The following is a 20537-nucleotide window of genomic DNA, read 5'->3' on the forward strand; positions in this document are numbered from 1 at the left end:
CGAACAGTGGCCGCTACCGTCCGCCACGCAACGCCCCACCCCCTCACCCCGAGCAGTCCCGGAGGACCAACATGACCGTTCACGACCGCCAGTTCGGCCGCTACCTCGAGGACTTCGAACCCGGAGACGTCTACCGCCACTGGCCCGGCAAGACGATCACCGAGTACGACGACCACCTGTTCTGCATGATCACCATGAACCACCACCCGTTGCACACCAACGAATGGTTCGCCCAGAACGAGACCGTGCACGGCAAGACCGTCGTGGTCGGCAACCTCGTCTACTCACTCGTACTCGGCATGTCTGTGCCCGACGTCTCGGGCGCTGCAATCGCCAACCTCGAAGTCGAAACCCTTCAGCACAAGAACCCCACCTTCCACGGCGACACGATCTACGCCGAGACCAAGGTCCTTGACAAGCGCGAGTCCTCCAAAGGGGACCGCGGCATCGTCACCGTCGAGACCAAGGGGTTCAACCAGGACGGAGTCGAGGTCTGTTTCTTCAGGCGCAAGGTCATGGTCTGGAAGGCCGAAGCCGCCCCACAGCGCAAGCGCCCGTACGACGACGACGTCTGGTCCGACTGAGGCCGCTTCTTTCGTCGACCGCCACCTACGTCCGTACGACTCGGGTGCTGCCGGGCTGACGCACCGCTCGCCGCACGCCCCCTGCTTCGGCAGGAGGTTGCCCTTCGCCCGGGCCTAGGTTTGGTGAGGTGAGTGGGATGCATCCGGTATCGACCGGGGGGTTCTCTTCGGCGGCGGGGAGTTATGCGCGGGCGCGGCCGGGGTATGCACGCGAAGCGGTCGGACTGGTGAAGGAAGCGGTGCGTGGCGGGCCTCTGCTCGACCTGGCGGCGGGCACCGGCATCCTCACCGGCCAGCTGTCGAGGGCCGGGGTCGAGGTGTACGCGGCGGAACCGGTGCCCGAGATGCTGGAGCAGCTCGTCAGGTCGCTGCCGGGCGTACCGGCCGTCGCCGCAACGGCGGAGGCGTTGCCGTTCGACACGGGATCCTTCGCAGCCCTGACGGTCGCGCAGGCGTTCCACTGGTTCGACGCTCCAAGGGCACTGTCGGAGATCGCGCGGGTGCTGACCGAAGGCGGGGCCCTGGCGATGCTGTTCAACGTGCGTGACGAGTCAGCCGACTGGGTGCGCGAACTCGCCGACCTCGTCGAGGACCGAAGCGGTGGCCGGCCCTATTCCGACCAGCGCGAACGCAGTTGGGAACAGGTGGTGGCCGACCATGGAGCCTTCGGTGCCGCGACCTTGCAGACGTTCGCCAACCCGGTGCCATCGAGCCCCGCATCGATACTCGAACGGCTGCGGTCGACATCCTTCGTTGCTGTCATGGACCACGAATCGCGTGAGTCCCTCCTGGCCGAGGCCGCCGAACTCGTGGCGGGCCACCCCGAGCTTCGCGGACGGGAGCGATTCGACTACCCGCACCGCTGCGAAGTCCGGATATGGAGGACGCAGGGGCCAGAGCGCCAGTGACGCCGTTTGCACGGCGGAGGTCGCGAGAATTCGGTCACAACCCATTCAGAAATCCGCCTCATTCACCTAGAGTTCACCTTCCGGGTCCCGGTGGCCCGCACAGGGGAAACGGCTGACTCAGCCAGCCGCTACGAACACAGGGGACAACACAGGTGTCGACGGAGGTCACGTTCTTCGGGGTGCGCGGTTCCACGCCGTGCTCCAGTGACGCCCATCAGCGCTATGGCGGCAACACCTCCTGCGTGGTCCTCGAACGTCCCGGCCGCGAACCCCTCGTGTTCGACCTGGGTACGGGCCTGCGCTTCTTCGGGCTGCACCGCCCGCACCCCGAACCGTTCCGCGCCTCCGCGCTGGTCAGCCACCTCCACTGGGACCACGTGCAGGGAATCCCGTTCTTCGCCCCGCTGCTGACCGAAGGCGCCCACCTCGACCTGTACGGGCCCGCGCAACCCGACGGCTCACTCGAGCAGGTCATCAAGTCGTTCCTGACGCCTCCGTACTTCCCGGTCGAGCTCGATTCGCTTCCCTGCTCGATCAGCTTCCACGACATCAGCCCGGGCTCGTTCGACGTTGACGGCGCTGCGGTCACCGCAGCGATGGTTCCCCACGTTGGTCCCACCCTTGGCTTCCGGGTGGAGATCGACGGTTTGTCCGTCGCCTACGTGAGTGACCACCAACAGCCCGGTCCGGGCAGCAGGTGGGTCGCTCCGGAGGTGCTCGAGCTTTGCGCCGGGGTGGACGTGCTCATACACGACGCCCAGTTCGATGACCTGGAATTCGAGATGCGCTCGGACTGGGGCCACTGCACCGTCGACTATGCCGTCGAGGTGGCGGTGCAGTCCGGAGCCCGCACCCTTGCACTGTTTCACCACGACCCGAGCCACAGCGATGCACACATCGATGAACTTCTCGACGGTGCGCGCAACAGGGCTGCCGAGTCGAGTTCCGTCGAAGTGATCGCGGCCCATGAGGGACTCACGATCGCGCTCGACCGCGAGACCGCCGACAGCTGAACGACGGCCCCCATACCGCACGGCGACAGCATTTCGGTGCCGTTGCGGTGTGCCGGTAGCCTCGCCCGCATCCGGCCCGGCCCGGATCCTCAACAGACCGCCACCCAGGAGAAACCCATGGCCGACAGCACCGGAGCCGACTCCGAGCACATGGACATCGAGATCGACCCCAAGGAGTTCCGAACGGTGCTCGGCCACTTCCCGACAGGCGTGACTGTGGTCGCAGGAGCAGACGACGCAGGAGCACACGGACTCGCGATCGGATCCTTCTTCTCGATCTCCCTCGACCCGCCGCTGGTCGGATTCTGTGTCGGGGAGTCATCGCAGTCATGGGCCAAGGTGGCCGCCACGGGCAGCTTCGCGGTCAACGTGCTCTCCGAGCACCAGGTGGAGCTGTCCAACGTGTTCGCCGGCAAGGCCGAGGACAAGTTCGCTGAGATCTCCTGGCAGCCCGGGCCGGCAACCGGTTCCCCGTGGATCGACGACGCCGTGGCCCACATCGATTGCGAACTGGAGACCGACTATCCCGGCGGCGATCACAAGATCGTGGTGGGCCGGGTGCGCACCATGCAGGTGCACCGTTCCGAGCACGGCCCGCTGCTGTTCTTCAAGGGCTCCTACGGTCGTCACGTCGGCATCTAGAACAGTGCCGATCTACGCGCTGGGCCACCAGGAACCAGAGATCCACCCGGATGCCTACGTACATCCCGACGCAGTCGTGATCGGATCGGTCACCATCGGGGCGCGGTCCTCGGTGTGGCCCGGCGCCGTGTTGCGCGGCGACGACGGCGAGATCCACGTCGGCGAGGACTCCTCGGTGCAGGACGGTGCGGTCCTGCACACAACACCGATGTGGGCGACCGTGCTCGGCAACCACGTGACGGTGGGCCACAACGCGCATCTCGAGGCCTGCACCGTGGAGGACAAGGCGCTGATCGGCTCCGGCTCCATCGTGTTGCACAACGCGCAGATCGGCCGCGAAGCGGTGGTGGGTGCCGGGGCGTTCGTGGGCAACAACAAGGTCGTGCCACCACTCGCCATGGCGCTCGGCGTACCGGCGACGATCAAGCCGGACGCAGTCGAGCCGGGTCACTTCGACTTCGGCGTTCTGTCCTACGTGCACCGTGCGGAGCGCTACCGCGAGGAACTGCGCCGCCTTCCGGACCACGACACTGCCGGCTGAGCCGGGAGTTCGCGGGGTCGGCTGAGCCGGGAGTTCGCGGGGTCGGCTGAGCCGGGAGTTCGCGGGGTCGGCTGAGCCGGGAGTTCAGCCGACGAACGAGTCGGAGTGCAGCCAGCGCGCCCACGTGGTGCCGGTGAAGTTGCGCACGATTCCGAACGCGACGACCAACACCGCTGCGGTGACCGAGATCCACAGCGGTATCCGTTTGGGCTCGGAGTCGCCACCGCGCAGACGGCGGCCCATCCACCACAGCCACATGAGCACGGTGACGGGCAGCGCGACCGCGAGCACCACGTTGTGGTCCAGTGCATCGCCGATGTTGCCGCGCAACAGCGCGTTGGTTGCCCTGAGCCCGCCACAGAATGGGCAGTCGACTCCGAACACAGCTCGCGACCAGCAGAGCGGGGTCCCGCTGTCGCCGGGGTCGGCGGCGGCGACAGCGATGCACCCGCACACCGTTACGGCGCCCAGGCCGAGCGGCAGTGCCACCCGGGACATGCGGGAGGGCCTGTCTGCGTGGACTCTGCCATCTGGGTGGTCGCCATCTCGCGGCTGCGCTCCCTCGGCCGGTTGCGCTGGCTGACCGGCCAGAGGTGCACCGGGTGGCGGGGTCATGAGGTCCACGGCCAAACGGTACCCCCATGGTGGTTGTCGGTGGTGTTCTGGCCGATGTCGGGTCAGCGGAGGGGTTTGTTACTATCCAGATGTTGTAAATACCCCTAGCGGAGGCACCATGTCGGTGGATCTCGATCTCTCCAAGTACTCCCTCGGATGGAGTGACGAGGAGGACTACGTATACAAGCCGAAGAAGGGCCTCACCGAGGACATCGTTCGCGAGATGTCCTGGATGAAGGGCGAGCCCGACTGGATGCTCAAGAACCGCATGAAGTCGCTGCGGGCCTTCGAGCGTCGCCCGATGCCGAACTGGGGCGGGGACATGTCGGAGATCTACTTCGACGACATCTTCTATTACATCAAGCCCACCGAGGAGCAGGTCGAGGACTGGGACGACCTGCCCGAAGCCATCAAGTCCACCTACGAGAAGCTCGGTATCCCCGAGGCCGAACGCAAGTACCTCGCCGGGGTCACCGCCCAGTACGAGTCCGAGGTGGTGTTCCACCGCAACCGCGAGGACCTCGAGCGCCAGGGGGTCATCTTCTGTGACATGGACACTGCGCTGCGGGAGTACCCCGAACTGGTCAAGCAGTACTTCGGCAAGGTGATCCCCGCCAACGACAACAAGTTCTCCGCACTCAACACGTCGGTGTGGTCGGGGGGCTCGTTCATCTACGTGCCTCCCGGCGTGAAGGTCGAGATGCCCCTGCAGGCCTACTTCCGCATCAACGCGGAAAACATGGGCCAGTTCGAACGCACTCTGATCATCGCGGACAAGGGCTCCGAGGTGCACTACATCGAGGGTTGCTCGGCGCCGGTCTACACGTCCGACTCGCTGCACTCGGCCGTGGTTGAGATCGTGGTCAAGGAGGCCGCCCGGGTCACCTACACCACGATCCAGAACTGGTCGTCCAACGTCTTCAATCTCGTCACGAAGCGCGCCGTGGTGGAGGCCGAAGGTCACATGGAGTGGATCGACGGCAATATCGGCTCCCGCCTCACGATGAAGTACCCAGCTGTGGTGATGGTGGGTCCGAAGGCTTCGGGCGAGGTGCTCTCGGTCGCCTACGCCGGTGCCGGCCAGCACCAGGACACCGGCGCCAAGATGACCCATGCCGCGCCGGAGACCACATCCAAGATCGTGTCCAAGTCGATATCGAAGGGCGGCGGTCGCTCGTCGTACCGGGGACTGGTGCGCGTGGAGGACGGTGCCCACGGCTGCCGGTCACATGTGCAGTGCGACGCCCTCATCCTCGACGAGGACTCGATCTCCGATACGTACCCCTACATGGAGGTCGGTAGTCGCGACGCCGTCGTGGGCCACGAGGCGACCGTTTCGAAGGTGGCGGACGAGCAGCTCTTCTACCTGATGAGCCGCGGTCTCACCGAGGAGCAGGCGATGTCGATGGTGGTCAACGGTTTCATCGAGCCCGTGACCCGCACCCTGCCCATGGAGTACGCAGTCGAATGGTCCCGCCTGATCGAACTCCAGATGGAAGGCAGCGTGGGCTGAGCTGCGCGAAGCCCACCCGTTGAGGGGCGGGCCGGTCGGGGGAGAGGAGGGGGAAGGCAGCGTGGGCTGAGCCGGCTTCGGCTGGTCAGCCGTCGAGGCCCCTCAGGTCCATCAGCTTGAACCCGCCGGGTTCGCGGGCGTCGAGGGCGGCCTCTGTGCTGGCCGCTGCAAGCGCATGCGGCGGTGTGGCGCCATCTGCCATGGCGACGCCGATCACCATTCGCAGCCCCACGGGGCCCTGCTCACTCGGCACCGGCTCCACCACCGTCGACAGGAGTCGGTAGGCAACCCCCGCGGCGTCCTGCTCGTCGTGCAGGTCCTCGGCCACCACCACCAGTACGTCGGGCTCCACCAGGGCCACGGTGTCGGCGGGGCGGAGGCGCTGGCGCACCCGATCGATGCATCCCTGCAGCTCGGCCACCGACACCTCGGTTGCCTCGCCGGCGTCGTCGTCGAGTCCGAGTTCGCACCGGATGAGCGCGTAAGGGGCCTGGTTGGTATTGCTGCGTCGCGCCGCCGACGCGAGCGCCAGGTCGAGGCTCTTGCGGTTGGGCAGCCCGGTCGCCGTGTCGGTCGTGTCGGCGGTTGCCTCGGCCATCCGGGCACTGCGGTCACTGCGTTCGCGGCGGCGCTCGGCGCTGCGGTCATGCGCGATGCACATGAGGGCTACGCCGGGGGTATCGCCGAGCAGTCCCAGGTGCAGGCTCATCGGTCGCACCCTGCCGTCGGCGCCGACGAGCCGTGCCTCGGTGCCGTGAGTCGCCGACGCGGCGCCATCGGCCAGCTCGCCGATCACGGCCTCCACCGTCGCCCGGTCGTCGTCGATCACCCAGGCGGAGAGGCGCTCGCCATGCAGTTCCCCGGAGGGCCTTCCGCACACGCGGGCGAAGGGGGCGTTGGCCTGAAGCACTCTCGCCTGGCTGTCGAGCAACGCGACCGGCACTGCGGCGTCCTCGAGCACGCCGAGTACGGTCGCGAGTTCGGCGGTAGTGCTCGTGGATTGGCTGCGATCGACGCCGGCGTCGTTGCCTGAGCGATTCCCCACTTCCTCTGTCACGGCGCCATCCTGACACCTCCGCAGTTGGGCATGATGGATGGATGCCGATGCGACAGGACTGCAAGTTCTTCGAGTCGAGGACCTATGCCAACGGTGAAACGGTGCGCAAGTGTGACCTCGACTTGGCTCCGGAGGCGCCATGGCGCTGCCCTGATGATTGCGAGGCGTTCCAGCGCCGGATGGCCGACGTCAATTGGGCGCACGGCACGCTGGTGACGCCCGAGACGCCGGCGGAGCCGCCCGGTCTAGGTGAGGACGACTCGATCGCGGCGCTGCTGGATGCGGCGGAGGACATCGTCAACGAGGCCGCCCCTTCGGTGATCGCTGACGTGGACGGGGAGCGCCACGCCCGCAGGTCTGGCTGGAAGCGGTTCTTCAGGCGGAACAAGGACTGACGGTGCTCCGCAGGGGCCGGTCCGGCAGTGGGCCCAGCCGGCCGGCCGGGCCTGCGCCGACGTGAATTGCACTATCGCCATAGTGTAAATTATCCGCGTGCAGTTGCCCTTCGACCCCCAATCGGCGACGCGCATTCCAGGCGAAAACTGGCTGAAGGAGTGGCGGCGCGGGCGGGCCTCGGTCGCCGAAGCGATGCCCACTCCCGACACCGATGCCGAGGAATGGCGCTACAGCCGCATAGCTGACCTACCCGCCTCGCGGTTCATCCCGGTCGACTCCGCTGACCCAACGAGTTCGGGGATCGTTCCCGAAGCCGCTGCCGCCGCGCTCGAGGCACTCGGAGAGCACTGCGGCCACATCGTGACCGTCGACGGCGTGATTACCTCTGCGATGGGATGTGCTGACGCGGAGGCATCGGGGGTCACCTTCGGTCCTGCAACGAGCGCCGACCCCCTGGGGCCGGCCGATGCCCCGTCCAACGATGCCTTCTCGGCATGGAACGCCGCCCTGGCGCCCACCCCCGTGGTGATAGAAGTGCCGGCTGGAGCCGAACTCGACCGACCGATGGTGGTGGTGAACCACGTTTCCACCCCCGGCGTCGCCGCCTTCCCGCGGCTGGTGCTGCGATGCGGCGACAACTCGCGGGTGTCGTTGATCGAGGTCAACGTGTCAGACGACGTCGCCGCGTTGTTCGCACCGGTCACCGAGGTGGTTGTCGCAGCAGCGGCGCGGGTGAGCCATTGCGTCGTGCAGGATCTGGGCCCCCAGGTCGCCCAGGTGGGCACGCTTGGCGCCACCGTCGCGCAGCAGGCGACCTGGCTGGCAGGGGTCGCGCAGATGGGTGGCGACTATGCGCGCTTGCGGATCGACTGCCACCTCGATGGTCGGGGTGCCGCAGGCGACGTTGCAGCGGCCTACCTCGCAGGAGGGGAGCGCATGGTCGACCTGCGTACCTTCCAGCGGCACCAAGCCCCTGACACCACCAGCGACCTCTACTTCAAAGGCGCGCTCGCGGATTCTGCCCACTCGGTGTACACGGGCATGATCCACATCGCCGAGGGTGCCCGTGGCACCGATGCCGTGCAGGCCAACCGGGTCGTGAAGCTTTCCGAGGACGCGTGGGCGGAGTCGGTGCCCAACCTCGAGATCGAGAACAACGACGTGCGATGTGCCCACGCGTCGACGGTCGGCCCCGTCGACGAGGAGCAGCAGTACTACCTCGAGAGCAGGGGAGTGCCGCCCGATGCCGCCCAGCGTCTGATCGTCGGAGGCTTCTTCGACGATGCCCTCGATCACTTCCCGGTTCCCGAGGCGAGGGTGCTGGTGACGAGCAGGATCGACTCCGAGCTCGACCGCCATCTCGCGCCTGCCGGCGTGGGCGACTCGGCGGGGGCACCAAGGTGAGCCGCACCCGAGTGGCCTCCCTGGGCGAGCTGACCGACGGTGAGGCGACCCGTGTCGAAGTCGATGGGGTGGGTGTGGCACTGGTGCGCGTGGGCCAGGACGTCTATGCGATCGGCGACCGGTGCAGTCACGCTGACGTGTCGCTGTCCGGCGGCGAGGTGGATGAAGACGAGTGCACCCTGGAGTGCCCCAAGCACGGAAGTGCATTCGACCTCCGGAGCGGGGAGCCACAGTCGCTGCCGGCGCTGCGGCCAGTGCCGGTCTGGGATGCCGAGGTGGTCGATGGAGATGTCTGGCTGAGCGCGGCGGAGGACTCATGAGCGAACTGGTGATCGAAGGCCTGACCGCATCGGTCGGCGACAAGCAGATACTCGACGGCGTCGACCTGGTGGTCCGCTCCGGCGAGGTCCATGCGGTGATGGGGCCGAATGGCTCCGGCAAGTCGACCCTTTCCCACGTGCTCATGGGCCGCCACGGCTATGAGGTCACGGGCGGCAACGTCACGCTCGACGGCGTCGACCTGCTCGCCCTTCCGACGTGGCAACGTGCTGCGGCAGGGTTGTTCCTGGCGTTTCAGTACCCCACGGAGGTGCCCGGGGTGGCCCTCGGGGAGATGCTCGGTGAGGCGCTCTCGGCGGCGGGCCGGGACGCGGCCGCGGTGGGAGAGAGCCTCGCGGTCGAGGCAGACCGGCTGGGCTTCGACCCGTCGCTGATCGACAGGCCCCTCAACGTGGACCTCTCCGGCGGCGAGAAGAAGCGCAACGACACCCTCCAGATGTCGGTGCTGGCACCGCGGATCGCAGTGCTCGACGAGATCGACTCCGGTCTCGACGTCGACGCGCTGCGAGCAGTGTCGAAGCGCATCGAGGACGCCACCCGTGACGGCCTCGAGGGTGGCCCGCCGCTCGGCGTGCTCGCCATCACCCATTACACGCGACTGCTCGAGGAGTTGCGTGCCGACCGCGTGCACATCTTCGTGGCCGGACGGATTGTGGAGTCCGGCGGTCCGGAGTTGGCCGACCGCCTCGAGGTCGAGGGCTACGCGGCCTGGACCGATGGCATGGCGGTCGACGAAGGCGACTCCGAGCCCGAACGGCCGGTCATCGACGACCCGTTTGCCGACCCCCTGCTCTGAGCCCGGGGCGACTGCCAGGGCGTGCCCCCAACCGACTGGCTGCAGCAGCGGCTGGGGTCGGGCTCAGTTGCTCGCTGCCTGCTCGAGGCCTTCTGCGAGGGTGTTCCAGCTCAACGTGGCGCACTTGATCCGCACCGGGAACTTCACCACACCGCGCAGCGCACCCAGGTCGCCCAGTCCTCCGGTGGGGTCGGAGTCGTCGACTTCGGGAGGGTCGGCGGCGCCCTCGAGTTCGCCCTCGTGGATCGACATCATGGCCTTGAAGGACCGCGACAGCTCCTGGACCTCGCCGACGGTGCGACCCTTCACCGCGGCCGACATCATCGACGCCGAGGACTGGGAGATGGAGCACCCCTGGCCACCGATGGCGATGTCTTCCACGATCGCGTCATCACCCTTCGAAGGGTCGTCGAGCGTCAGGTACACGACGATCTCGTCGCCGCACAGGGGATTGAATCCCTCGGCGCGCGACGCCGGCGGCACCGGCAGCTCGCCGCGGTTGCGCGGGCTTCGGTAGTGGTCGAGGATGATCTCGCGGTAGAGGTCTTCGAGGTCCGACATGAGGTCTCCGTGTTGGTCTTCTCAGAAGGCGAAGAAGTCCCCGGAGGCCGCGATGGCCTCGGCGAGGGCGTCGATGTCGTCTTCGTCGTTGTAGATGTACCACGATGCCCGGGCGGTCGCGCCAACACCTAGGCAGCGCATCAGCGGCTTGGCACAATGATGGCCGGGCCTGACGCACACGCCGCTCTGGTTGAGCACCTGTGAGAGATCGTGGGGATGGATGCCCGCGTAGGCGAAGCTCATCACACCACCGCGTTGGTCGGGCTCGGCCGGACCATGGATGTTGAGGTCGTCGCCGAGCCGTTCGGTGAGGGTGCGCATGGCATATGCGGTGAGTTCGATCTCGTGTGCCCGCACGGCGTCCATGCCGAGGGCGCTGAGGTAGTCGACCGCGGCGCCGAGGCCAACTGCCTCGGCGACCGGTGGTGTGCCGGCCTCGAACTTGGCCGGCAGCTCCGCAGCAATGAAACCGTCCAGACGCACGTCGAGGATCATTCCGCCGCCGCCGAGGAACGGCGGCATCGCCTCGAGCAGCTCGCGCCGTGCCCACAGCACACCCACGCCGGTGGGTCCGCACATCTTGTGACCGGAGAAGGCCATGAAGTCGACGCCGAGGTCAGTGACATCGGTGGGCAGGTGGGGGACCGACTGGCACGCGTCGAGGCACACGAGCGCACCTGCCGCGTGGGCTGCCTCTGTGATCCGCTTCACCGGAGTGATCGTGCCGACGACGTTGGACATGGCCGTGAGGCCGACCAGCTTGGCCCCGTCCAGCAAGAGGTCGAGCTCGGACAGATCGAGTTGGGAGTCCTCGGTGAGGGGGATCCAGCGAATCTCGAAGCCTCGCTCCGCCGCGAGTTGCTGCCAGGGAACGATGTCGGCGTGGTGCTCGAGCTGCGTCAGCACGATGGCGTCGCCGGGGCCGAGGTTGGCGCCACCCCAGCTCCGCGCCACGAGGTTGATCGCCTCGGTGGCGTTCTTGGTGAAGATGATCTCCTCGGTTGCCGGCGCCCCGATGAAGCGGGCGACCTTGGCCCGGGCCCCCTCGAGGGCGTTGGTGGCCGCCTCGGCGAGGTCGTACGCGGCCCGGTGCACGTTGGCGTGGTCGTTCTCGTAGTAGTGGTCCATCGCCTGCAGAACAGCGGTCGGCTTCTGCGAGGAGGCAGCGGAGTCGAGGAACACCAGCGGCGGGTCGGTGCGGTTGGTGAAGATCGGGAAGTCGGCCTTGATGGCAGCGGTGTCGAGCACGGTGGTGGCATCGCTGCGGGCACTCACGTTGTCGCTCGCCATTGGTCGAATCCTTCTTGCTCGAGCCGCTTGGCCAGTTCGGGGCCACCGGAGTCGACGATGCGGCCGTCGAGAAGGATATGGACCACGTCGGGGGTGATGTAGTCCAGGAGCTTCTGGTAGTGGGTGATGACGACCACGCCCAGGTCCGGTCGGTCCTCGCGCACTGCGTTGACGCCGGCCGCCACGACCTTCAGCGCGTCGATGTCGAGCCCCGAGTCGGTCTCGTCGAGGATCGCCAGATCGGGCTCGAGCATGGCCATCTGGAGCACCTCGTTGCGCTTCTTCTCGCCACCGGAGAAGCCCTCGTTGAGGAACCGATCGGCGAACGCCGGGTCCATGTCGAGGCGCTTCATCCATTCCATGATGGCGAGGCGGATCTCGAGTACCGACAGGTCGATCCCCTTGCGCTGGGACAGTGCCTGGCGCAGGAACTGCCGCACCGGAACCCCGGCGACCTCCTGGGGATACTGGAAGGCCAGGAACATGCCTTCGCGCCCGCGCAGGTCGGGTGACCAGTCGGTGACGTCATCGCCCTTGTAGCGCACGCTTCCCGAAGTCACCTCGTACTCCGGCGATCCCATCAGCACGTTGGCGAGGGTCGACTTGCCCGAACCGTTGGGACCCATGAGCGCGTGGACCTCGCCGGGCGCTACCTGCAGGGTCACCCCGCGCAGGATGTCGCTCGACACGGTGTCGCCGGTGTGGGCGCCATCGCCGGCCGACTCGTCGGCGTCAGCCGTTGCGGGGCGCGCGTGCAGGTCTCGGGTCTCGAACAGGGGGGTGGTGGCTGCGTCGGCCATGCCCCGATTGTATTTGCACTACGGGGGTAGTGGAAATAGCTCGTCGTGAGACTTCAAACGGGCCCGCACGAGAGGTGGCTGACCGAGCTACGCCGGAGGCGCCCTTGCAATCGAGTATTCCTAGTGGTTTACTGGGAAAGATGCCGGGGGCCGAATGGCGATCGGCCGGTGAGGCGAACGGGCAGGCGATCTGAGGGGGTGACATGGAGCGGTTGCTGATCTTCTTTGCGGCAGGGCTGATCGCCCAGCTGTTCGACGGGTCCCTCGGCATGGGTTTCGGCGTGATCGGCACCTCCGTGCTCGTCGCCGGGGGAGCGACCGCAGCTGCAGCTTCGGCGGTCATCCACGCAGCCAAGCTCGGGACCTCGGTGATATCCGGCACTGCTCACTGGCGGTTCGGCAACGTGCACTGGCGCACCGTTTGGGCAATCGGGCTGCCAGGGATGCTCGGGGGGTTCCTGGGTGCATGGTTCCTCAGTTCGGTCGACGGAGCATCCATGGCCCCGGTGACCGCCACCGTCCTGCTCATCCTCGGCATCCTGATGCTCGCCCGCTTCGCATTCGGTGCCACTCCTCCCACCGCCGAGCCGGACCACATCCGCAGGTCAGTTCTCGTTCCCGTCGGCCTCGTGGGCGGCACGGTCGACGCGATCGGCGGCGGGGGATGGGGACCGGTGGCCACACCCTCGCTCATGGGGCCGGCGCGCATGGAGCCCCGCCTCGCCATCGGCTCGGTTGCGGCCTCGGAATTCCTGGTCGCACTGGGCGCCGTGATCGGGTTCGCCCCGCACCTGGGTGACCTGGAGGTCGACTGGGGGCAGTTCGGGGCGTTGCTCGCCGGTGCCGCTGTGGCCGCGCCATTCGCAGCGTGGGCGGTGAAGGTGCTGCCGGTTCGGGTGCTCGGCACCTTCGTGGGGGCGATGATCGTCACCCTCAATCTGCGGACCATCCTCGCCGGCTTGGGTACTTCCGCGCTACTGGTGACAGCGGTCGTCCTGGCGTGCATCCCCATGGCGGTGGTGCTGGTGACCCGCAGCGTGCACCTCGACCGCGAGGAGCAGGCAGTGTTGCGTAGCGCCGAGGCCCGCGACGTGCTCGAAGCCGCCGGCGCCTCCGAGTCCGGGCATTGCTGAGCTCGTCCGGCCATTGGGCTGGACCGACCCGGCCAACCACGTCCTCTCTCCGGAGATCCGAGGCGTGCACTACTGCACCGTCTGAACCCCGGCGTGGGCCTACTGGTGGATGACCGCAGGCGCATTCGCCTGAGCCCCAAGGGGCGCACGTCCATCGAATCCAGCGGGGCGGTCTAGCCTCTGGGCATGCGGAACACGCTGCTCGTCATCCACATCATCGCCGTCGCCGCCTGGCTCGGCGCCAACCTCACCATGGCCTTCGCCGGGTCGATGACGAGGGGCGCCGACGTCGCGGCACGCCGCTGGTGGGCCGCCGCCCAGGGCAACCTTGCCCGCGTCTACAAGAGCATCGCCGCGACGGTTGTGCTCATAACGGGCGTCTGGTTGGTACTGCTCACCGTCGAGGGCGTGAGGCTGTTCGAGTTCTCGGACCCGTTCGTGAGCATCGGCTTCCTGGTCGTGATTGTCGGCGCTGGCCTCGGCATCTTCGTCTTCGGACCAGGCTGTCGCCAGATAGTGGCGTCCATAGACAGCGGCGACGCGCAGGGAGAGGCGCGGGCGACCAACAGACTTTCTGTGGTCGGTCTGGTCGACACGCTCCTGGTGGTGCTGGCCATCGTGGCCATGGTCGGGGGCTGGTAGCGCCTCAGCGCTGCAGGAGCGCGCGGGTCAGCGCCCGTCGCTCACCAACCCCGCTCGATCCATTCCTGCAGGTGGGGTGACTCGGCGCCGATGGTCGTGTCGTCGCCGTGGCCCGGCAGCACCATCGTGTCCGCGTCGAGCGTCGAGAAGATCAGGTCCTCGATCGAGGAGATGATGGTGGGGAAGTCGCCCCCCTCGAAGCCGGTCGCGCCGGGTCCGCCGGGGAAGAGTGTGTCGCCACTGAACAGGACCGGCTTGCCCTCGAGCCGGAAGCAGATCGACCCGGGCGTGTGGCCCGGGGTCTTGATTGTCCGCAGGCGCAGGTCACCCACCTCGATCACCGTGTCGTGCTCGAGGATCTCGTCGTAGCTGTCGAGCATCGAGGCGTCCTCGGTGGTGACGCCGACGGAGTAGCCGGCGTCGCGCATCTGGGGGATCGCCTGGATGTGGTCCCAGTGGCCGTGGGTCTCGAGCACCTTGCGCACCCCGAGGGACTTTGCGAGGTCGAGCAGCAGGTCGTGCTCGTTGGCGGCGTCGATCAGCACCGCGTCACCGGTATGGCGGCAGCGCAGCACGAACACGTTGTTCTCGAAGTCACCCACCACGACCTTGTGGATCTCGAAGTCGGTGTCACCCAGGTGGAACGTGTCAGCTGCCATCTGCGGAGTCTGCCAGACGCCAACTGCCGTGGAGCCTGCAGCCTCGACAGCCCGGCGATGAGACATGAGATGGGGGATTGACACAGCGGAGCGGGTCCCATAGTTTACATAGTAGTTAATTAACGAAGTCGTTAATCGCCCGCAGGGGTCGAGGTGGCGGCCGGGATCGGTGGATGAGGTTGCGATGGCAGTGCTGCTGGACGAGAACGACGGCGCAACGGTGTCCGGCGAGGCTCGGCTCGATGACACATTCGCGGCCCTCGCCAACTCGACGCGTCGTGCCATCCTCTCCCGGCTGGCCGAGGGGGAGGCGAGTGTCAACGAGCTCGCCGAGCCCTTCGACATGACCCTGCCCGCCGTATCGCGGCACATCAAGGTGCTGGAGCATGCCGGCCTGGTCGTACGCGGCCGCCGCGCCCAGTACCGCCCGTGTGGCCTGGATGCCGCTCCGCTGCAGGAGGTCTCCGACTGGACCGAGAAGTACCGGCCGATCTGGGAACAACGATTCGACCGGATGGACGACTACCTGGCGAGATTCCAGGGTGAGACTGGCGAACCGCCGGATGAGACTGGCGAACCGCCAGATGAGAAAGGTGCAAACGATGAGTGACGATGCAACCCAGTCAGTGGTCATCGAACGAACCCTCGACGCGCCCATCGAGCTGGTGTGGCGGATGTGGACCGAAGGCGAGCACTTCGCGGCCTGGTACGGGCCCGAGGGCGCGACCATCCCGGTCGCGGTGATCGACGCGACGGTGGGAGGGGGCCGGTTCGTGTGCATGGAGATGGACACGCCCGATGGCCCCATGCGGATGTGCCTCACCGGCGAGCACAGCGTGGTCGACGCGCCCAGCCGGCTCGTCTACACCGAGCTTCCCGCCGACGAGGAGGGCAATCCGCTTCCGCCCGAGCAGGCCGGCATGCCGCCGGGTCATCCCGGCACGACCGAGGTGACCGTCGCGTTGGAGGGTGTCGGAGCCAAGACCCACATGGTCATGACCCACGCCGGCATCCCGGCCGGGTCTCCGGGCGAGATGGGCTGGAACATGGCCCTCGACAAGCTCACCCGCCACCTGGCGGACGGGTAGCGCCGCTCAGGCGACCGAACCGGGCACGTCGAATCCCATCGCGAGGGCGACCGGGATCTGCGCCGGGTCGAAGGTGGCAAACGTGGTGGGCCGGGGCAGCCGGTCCGCCGCGGCCAGGTGGAGTGCGTCGACCGTGCGCAGCGGCTGGGTCCGGCCGAGTTCGGCTGCGCGCTCGAGGCACATACCGTCGACGGGTACCACGTGGATCCGCTCCCAGTCGTCGCGCAGCGCCCTGCGCAGGTCGTCGGCTCGGTTCGGGTCGTCGCCCAGCCTGTCGGCGAGCATCAGGGCCTCCGAAAGCGCCAGCGCGCTGGCGCACCACTCTGGGTCTGCGTCCATCGCCTCGAGCACGACCGTTCGCGCGTCGCTTTCGAGAAACCGCGCAAGCAGCGCCGTGGTGTCCAGTGCGATCGTCATCGACCGCGGATCTCCCGCACGAGCTGGTCGGTTCTCGTGCCGGCCCACATGGGCATCACGAAGTCCGGCGGTGGCCGGTCGTCGCGGCGTGCCGGCGAGATGAGACCCCTGGCGGCAATGTCCGCGATGGTGAGGTCGTTGTCGGTGGGTTCCACCGGTCCGAGCTGGGCGATCGGTTCACCGTCGATCGTCACGACGACTCGCTGGCCTGCCCCGGCGCGCCGAGTGGCTGCCGCCAGGTTGGCCCGTAGTTCCCGGATGCCCACCGATTCCATGCGGACGAGCGTAGCGCCCAACATGTACACATGAGTACACGTGTCGACGTGCGGCGTCGGACGGGCCGTGGTTGTATGACCGCCGACATCGATCAGATTTCCCAGGGGGACACACAATGAACTTCGCCTTCTCAGAGGAGCAGGAAGAGCTCCGCAACGTCGTCAAGAGCTTCCTCGACACGAAGTCCGACGAAGCCGCAGTCCGCGAGCTCATGGAGACCGAGGACGGTTACGACAACGACGTCTGGACCCAGATGGCAGAGCAGATGGGCCTGCAGGGCCTCGTGATTCCCGAGGAGTACGGCGGCTCCGGCTACAGCTTCGTCGAGCTCATCGTGGTGCTCGAGGAGATGGGCCGCCGCCTTCTGTGCGCCCCCTATTTCTCGACCGTCGTGCTCGCCGGCCAGACCCTGATCCACTCCGGCGACGACGACGCCAAGAAGAGCTACCTGCCCGGCATCGCCTCGGGTGAGACCATCGCCACGCTCGCCTACACCGAGTCCAACGGCCGGTGGGACGAGGAAGCGGTCACCATGACCGCATCGGGCGACGGCAAGCTCAACGGCGAGAAGCTCTACGTGCTCGACGGCCACATCGCGAACCTGATCATCGTGGCCGCCAGGTCCGACGCCGGCGTGAGCCTCTACGCGGTCGACGGCGACGCCGACGGCCTCACCCGCACGTCGCTCTCGACCATGGACCAGACCCGAAAGCAGGCCCGCCTCGAGTTCAGCGACGTGCAGGGCAAGCTCATAGGCACCGACGGCGCCGGCTGGGATGTGCTCTCCCAGGTGCTCGACCTCGCAGCGGTGGCGCTCGCCGCGGAGCAGGTTGGCGGCGCTCAGGAAGTGCTCGAGTCCGCCGTGCAGTACGCCAAGGACCGCGTGCAGTTCGGCCGCCCGATCGGATCGTTCCAGGCCATCAAGCACAAGTGTGCCGACATGCTGCTCGAGGTCGAGTCGGCCAAGTCCGCCGCCTACTACGCCGGCTGGTGTGCAGCCGAGCTCAACGACGAGCTGCCCTCTGTAGCGTCGCTCGCGAAGGCCTACTGCTCCGAGGCGTACTTCCACGCGGCGGCGGAGAACATCCAGATCCACGGTGGCATCGGCTTCACCTGGGAGCACCCCGCACACCTGTACTTCAAGCGTGCCAAGAGCTCCGAGCTGCTCTTCGGAGACCCCACCTACCACCGCGAGCTGCTGGCCCAGCGCATCGGAATCTGACAGTTCCTGCTGGCGGGCAACGCCCGCCCGACTGACCTGACAACAGATTGGTCAAGCGAAATCGCCGCTCAGTGTCTCCAAAATGGTGACGCCGGGCGGCGAATTCGGCAGTATCTGGGTTGTGTGGATCTGGATAGCTCTGCTCGTGCTCGGTGCCTTCGTGATCGCGGCCGCGTCGATCGGGTCGGTCACGGGCTCACTGTCCCAAAGGCCGCGTCGATCCGTGTACGACCTCGCCGAAGCAACGAACTTCGTGGCGGACCGGCTTCCGGACGAGTTGACGGCCCGGCTGTCCTACGACGACGTCGATGCTGTGCTCGGCGCGCACTGCGACTACCTCGCCGAGGCCGGCGTCGCGTCGGAGAAAGCGGTCGACGACATCGGTGAGAACCTCGTGGTGGTCGAAGACGACGAACCCGTCGCCTGGATCCTCGGCCGCCTCGAGCGGCTCGACGTCGAAATCGATGACACCGACGTGGTGGTCATCCTCGATGTGGAGCAGCAGTACTACGAGGCGATCGGAGTCATCGGACCCCGTGTCGATGGCGGCGACACGCCATCGTAGGATGTGCAGGTCCTGACCTGAGGAGAATGATGGATCGGCCCACCAAGTTCGAGCACCACCGCTACGTCGGCGACAAGAGAAGCCAGGTGGTCTACGACATCGACGAACTGTCCGATGATTACGAACACCTCATCCACGAGCTGATGGAAGCCGAGACGTTCCTGTGCTTCGGGCCCGACGAGCTCCCAGAGGCACGCAACCGGGGCTACAAGCTGTTCGCTCCGCAGCGCGCGGCTGGCTGAGACCCGGGTGACGGGAGCCGGCTGTGGGAGGAGAGCGCCAGAGCACGACCCAGCCCGTCATGGACTACCAGTTCGCCTCCGGTGAGCTGACACTCTCAGGTCATCTGGCCGAGCCGGCCGAGGGCCTGCGGGAACCCCCTGGGCTCGTGCTGTGCCATGGCTTTCCCACCCGCGGTCGCGAGTCGCCCCAGTCGGGGATCTCGTTTCCCGAACTGGCTGACCGCATTGCCAACGAGCTGGGGTGGATGGTGCTCACAATGAACTTCCGCGGCTGCGGCAAGGCCGAGGGCGACTTCTCGCTGCTCGGCTGGCTCGACGACGTGGCCGCAGCGGTGGCGCACGTCCACGACCTGTGCGGCGACGGGGTCTGGCTTGCGGGCTATGGGTCCGGTGGCTCCCTCGCAGTGGTCGAGGCGGCCCGCAATCCCGTGGTCCAAGGTGTCGCGGCAATGGCTACTCCGGCTGACTTCGACGACTGGGCGCGGCACCCGCGCAGGCTGTTGCTGCATGCCCGCCAGGTGCAGGTGATCAAGGACCAGGACTTCCCCGACAACTTCGACGCCTGGTCGTCGGAACTCAAGGCGGTCCGCCCCATGGACGCGGCGCGCGACCTGGCGCCCCGGTCGCTGCTGGTGATGCATGGCGACAAGGACGACCTCACCCCGCTCGAGGACGGCCTTGCGATCGCCGATGCGCACGGTTCCGCGGAGATGAAGGTGTTGAGCGGGGCGGGCCACGAGCTGCGCCACGACCCGCGGGCGGTAGCGGTGTTCCTCGGGTGGCTGCGCCGCCAGCGGATTGCAGCGGAGTCGGACGGCGCGCCGGAAGCGGCCGTTGAGCAAGTCGACGCGCCGCACGACGAAGCGTTACCGGCCGGACCGCCCCCTGAGCCGGGCGATGCCTCACAGGAGATGGGTGTTGCAGATGGGTGATGTGGCCATTCCGATCACGGGAGACGAGTCGGCAGACCGCCTGCTGAGCGAGGACCCGCTGGCGCTGTTGATCGGCATGCTGCTCGACCAGCAGGTGCCGATGGAGTGGGCGTTCCGTGGCCCGGCGACTCTTGCCGAGAGGCTCGGCGGTCTCGACGCAGGCGCGATCGCAGCGATGGACCAGGAGGAGTTCGTCTCGGTGTGCGCCGCCAAGCCGGCCATCCACCGATTCCCTGCCTCGATGGGCAAGCGCATCCACGCACTCTGTGCCGACCTCGAATCCGACTACGACGGAGATGCCGCCGCACTGTGGCGCGATGTGCCCGATGCCGAGACGCTCAGGAAGCGGTTGCGGGCGCTCCCCGGCTATGGCGAGGAGAAGACCAAGATCTTTATTTCCATCCTGGCCAAGCGGTTCGGGGTCGCTCCGAAGGGGTGGCAGGAGGTCGCCGCCCCATTTTCGGACTCCGAGCCCCGCTCGGTTGCCGATGTGGACTCTGCCGAGTCGCTGGCCCGGGTTCGCGACTGGAAGAAGATGATGAAGGCCGCCAAGAAGGCAAAGGACGACTCGCCGGGCTGAATCCGATGGTGCCTGTGGCCCAGTGCCGTGTGACTTATGGGCAGATCGGCCCGAAACGCTCAAGTGGGCTGCGCAAGCTTCCGAATGCTCTTCTGAAGCACTGCAACTACCTGGAGAAACCGAAGCCCGTGGATACATGTCCGCATTGCCAGTTCTTGGTGCGCGAAGGCTCGCGCTCCTGCGAGGTATGCCACAAGCCCTTGCATGAGGCTTCTGGCGTTCCGTCGTTCGCATCGGGGCAACGACCGGGCCAGGAGGTCATGGCGGCCCGGGTAGGGCCCCAGCAGGCCGGCTTTTCCAACGCCATCGTCTGGCTGTTCGT

The 20537-nt window shown here is 67.1% G+C and carries 27 protein-coding genes; 19 read left to right on the forward strand and 8 right to left on the reverse strand.

Annotation, left to right across the window (positions count from 1 at the left end; translation table 11 throughout):
* Positions 1-71: 71 nt before the first annotated feature.
* From GY812_16060 to GY812_16080, 5 genes are all read left to right on the forward strand, one after another.
* Positions 72-584, forward strand: a complete 513-nt coding sequence (locus GY812_16060; protein ID MCP4436996.1) for a MaoC family dehydratase — start codon at positions 72-74, stop codon at positions 582-584.
* A gap of 137 nt (positions 585-721) precedes the next feature.
* Positions 722-1492: a methyltransferase domain-containing protein gene (locus tag GY812_16065; GenBank protein MCP4436997.1), complete on the forward strand. Its 771-nt coding sequence runs from the start codon at positions 722-724 to the stop codon at positions 1490-1492.
* A 152-nt stretch (positions 1493-1644) separates the two neighbouring features.
* Positions 1645-2505, forward strand: coding sequence for an MBL fold metallo-hydrolase (locus GY812_16070; GenBank protein MCP4436998.1), 861 nt, complete (start codon positions 1645-1647; stop codon positions 2503-2505).
* 150 nt (positions 2506-2655) lie between these two features.
* Complete coding sequence (locus tag GY812_16075) at positions 2656-3147, forward strand: flavin reductase family protein (protein ID MCP4436999.1); 492 nt, start codon at positions 2656-2658, stop codon at positions 3145-3147.
* A 4-nt stretch (positions 3148-3151) separates the two neighbouring features.
* Positions 3152-3688 (forward strand): gamma carbonic anhydrase family protein, encoded by a 537-nt coding sequence (locus tag GY812_16080; GenBank protein ID MCP4437000.1) that lies wholly within the window; start codon positions 3152-3154, stop codon positions 3686-3688.
* Positions 3689-3772: 84 nt separating this feature from the next.
* On the opposite strand, the gene GY812_16085 is transcribed toward GY812_16080, so the two are convergent.
* Entirely contained in the window at positions 3773-4177 is a 405-nt protein-coding gene (locus GY812_16085; GenBank protein ID MCP4437001.1) for a DUF2752 domain-containing protein, read from the reverse strand.
* Positions 4178-4421: 244 nt separating this feature from the next.
* On the opposite strand from GY812_16085, the gene sufB reads away from it, so the two are divergent.
* Positions 4422-5816, forward strand: coding sequence for a Fe-S cluster assembly protein SufB (gene sufB / locus GY812_16090; protein ID MCP4437002.1), 1395 nt, complete (start codon positions 4422-4424; stop codon positions 5814-5816).
* An 85-nt stretch (positions 5817-5901) separates the two neighbouring features.
* Here sufB and GY812_16095 read toward each other — a convergent pair whose 3' ends face one another.
* Positions 5902-6873, reverse strand: coding sequence for a diguanylate cyclase (locus tag GY812_16095; GenBank protein MCP4437003.1), 972 nt, complete (start codon positions 6871-6873; stop codon positions 5902-5904).
* Positions 6874-6914: 41 nt separating this feature from the next.
* Between GY812_16095 and GY812_16100 the strand changes: the two genes are divergently transcribed.
* The 4 genes from GY812_16100 to sufC (GY812_16115) all read left to right on the forward strand — a co-directional run bounded on the left by GY812_16100 (position 6915) and on the right by sufC (GY812_16115) (position 9808).
* Complete coding sequence (locus tag GY812_16100; protein ID MCP4437004.1) at positions 6915-7268, forward strand: hypothetical protein; 354 nt, start codon at positions 6915-6917, stop codon at positions 7266-7268.
* A 97-nt stretch (positions 7269-7365) separates the two neighbouring features.
* Positions 7366-8673, forward strand: a complete 1308-nt coding sequence (locus GY812_16105) for a hypothetical protein (GenBank protein ID MCP4437005.1) — start codon at positions 7366-7368, stop codon at positions 8671-8673.
* The gene (locus GY812_16110) at positions 8436-8993 is read left to right on the forward strand and encodes a non-heme iron oxygenase ferredoxin subunit (GenBank protein ID MCP4437006.1); all 558 of its coding nucleotides are present in this window, start codon (positions 8436-8438) and stop codon (positions 8991-8993) included. Before GY812_16105 ends, GY812_16110 begins: the two co-directional genes overlap by 238 nt.
* Entirely contained in the window at positions 8990-9808 is an 819-nt protein-coding gene (gene sufC, locus GY812_16115; GenBank protein ID MCP4437007.1) for a Fe-S cluster assembly ATPase SufC, read from the forward strand. The genes GY812_16110 and sufC (GY812_16115) overlap by 4 nt, the downstream gene beginning before the upstream one ends.
* A 63-nt stretch (positions 9809-9871) precedes the next feature.
* Here sufC (GY812_16115) and GY812_16120 read toward each other — a convergent pair whose 3' ends face one another.
* From GY812_16120 to sufC (GY812_16130), 3 genes are read right to left on the reverse strand one after another with little or no spacing between them, the layout of a single operon-like run.
* Positions 9872-10369: an SUF system NifU family Fe-S cluster assembly protein gene (locus GY812_16120; GenBank protein MCP4437008.1), complete on the reverse strand. Its 498-nt coding sequence runs from the start codon at positions 10367-10369 to the stop codon at positions 9872-9874.
* Between the two features lie 21 nt (positions 10370-10390).
* A complete protein-coding gene (gene sufS / locus GY812_16125; GenBank protein ID MCP4437009.1) occupies positions 10391-11659 on the reverse strand; it encodes a SufS family cysteine desulfurase in 1269 nt (422 codons plus the stop codon).
* A complete protein-coding gene (gene sufC / locus GY812_16130) occupies positions 11641-12459 on the reverse strand; it encodes a Fe-S cluster assembly ATPase SufC (GenBank protein ID MCP4437010.1) in 819 nt (272 codons plus the stop codon). Before sufC (GY812_16130) ends, sufS begins: the two co-directional genes overlap by 19 nt.
* Before the next feature lie 203 nt (positions 12460-12662).
* On the opposite strand from sufC (GY812_16130), the gene GY812_16135 reads away from it, so the two are divergent.
* Together GY812_16135 and GY812_16140 are read left to right on the forward strand one after the other, a co-directional pair.
* Positions 12663-13592 (forward strand): sulfite exporter TauE/SafE family protein, encoded by a 930-nt coding sequence (locus GY812_16135; GenBank protein ID MCP4437011.1) that lies wholly within the window; start codon positions 12663-12665, stop codon positions 13590-13592.
* A 186-nt stretch (positions 13593-13778) separates the two neighbouring features.
* On the forward strand, positions 13779-14234 hold the full coding sequence (locus GY812_16140; GenBank protein MCP4437012.1) for a hypothetical protein: 456 nt from the start codon (positions 13779-13781) through the stop codon (positions 14232-14234).
* Between the two features lie 41 nt (positions 14235-14275).
* On the opposite strand, the gene GY812_16145 is transcribed toward GY812_16140, so the two are convergent.
* A complete protein-coding gene (locus tag GY812_16145; GenBank protein ID MCP4437013.1) occupies positions 14276-14893 on the reverse strand; it encodes an MBL fold metallo-hydrolase in 618 nt (205 codons plus the stop codon).
* A gap of 184 nt (positions 14894-15077) precedes the next feature.
* Here GY812_16145 and GY812_16150 point away from each other — a divergent pair, with 184 nt between their 5' ends.
* Together GY812_16150 and GY812_16155 are read left to right on the forward strand one after the other, a co-directional pair.
* Complete coding sequence (locus GY812_16150) at positions 15078-15503, forward strand: metalloregulator ArsR/SmtB family transcription factor (protein MCP4437014.1); 426 nt, start codon at positions 15078-15080, stop codon at positions 15501-15503.
* Entirely contained in the window at positions 15496-15981 is a 486-nt protein-coding gene (locus GY812_16155) for an SRPBCC domain-containing protein (protein ID MCP4437015.1), read from the forward strand. Before GY812_16150 ends, GY812_16155 begins: the two co-directional genes overlap by 8 nt.
* A gap of 6 nt (positions 15982-15987) precedes the next feature.
* On the opposite strand, the gene GY812_16160 is transcribed toward GY812_16155, so the two are convergent.
* Together GY812_16160 and GY812_16165 are read right to left on the reverse strand one after the other, a co-directional pair.
* The gene (locus tag GY812_16160; GenBank protein MCP4437016.1) at positions 15988-16398 is read right to left on the reverse strand and encodes a type II toxin-antitoxin system VapC family toxin; all 411 of its coding nucleotides are present in this window, start codon (positions 16396-16398) and stop codon (positions 15988-15990) included.
* Complete coding sequence (locus GY812_16165; protein ID MCP4437017.1) at positions 16395-16673, reverse strand: hypothetical protein; 279 nt, start codon at positions 16671-16673, stop codon at positions 16395-16397. Before GY812_16165 ends, GY812_16160 begins: the two co-directional genes overlap by 4 nt.
* A gap of 116 nt (positions 16674-16789) precedes the next feature.
* Here GY812_16165 and GY812_16170 point away from each other — a divergent pair, with 116 nt between their 5' ends.
* From GY812_16170 to GY812_16190, 5 genes are all read left to right on the forward strand, one after another.
* On the forward strand, positions 16790-17896 hold the full coding sequence (locus GY812_16170) for an acyl-CoA/acyl-ACP dehydrogenase (protein MCP4437018.1): 1107 nt from the start codon (positions 16790-16792) through the stop codon (positions 17894-17896).
* A 121-nt stretch (positions 17897-18017) separates the two neighbouring features.
* Positions 18018-18461, forward strand: coding sequence for a hypothetical protein (locus GY812_16175; protein MCP4437019.1), 444 nt, complete (start codon positions 18018-18020; stop codon positions 18459-18461).
* 26 nt (positions 18462-18487) lie between these two features.
* On the forward strand, positions 18488-18703 hold the full coding sequence (locus GY812_16180) for a hypothetical protein (protein ID MCP4437020.1): 216 nt from the start codon (positions 18488-18490) through the stop codon (positions 18701-18703).
* A 59-nt stretch (positions 18704-18762) separates the two neighbouring features.
* Positions 18763-19635, forward strand: a complete 873-nt coding sequence (locus GY812_16185) for an alpha/beta fold hydrolase (GenBank protein MCP4437021.1) — start codon at positions 18763-18765, stop codon at positions 19633-19635.
* Positions 19628-20215, forward strand: a complete 588-nt coding sequence (locus GY812_16190) for a Fe-S cluster assembly protein HesB (protein MCP4437022.1) — start codon at positions 19628-19630, stop codon at positions 20213-20215. Before GY812_16185 ends, GY812_16190 begins: the two co-directional genes overlap by 8 nt.
* The last annotated feature ends 322 nt before the right edge of the window (positions 20216-20537 follow it).

The organism is Actinomycetes bacterium (assembly GCA_024222295.1).
GTDB lineage: Bacteria > Actinomycetota > Acidimicrobiia > Acidimicrobiales > Microtrichaceae > JAAEPF01.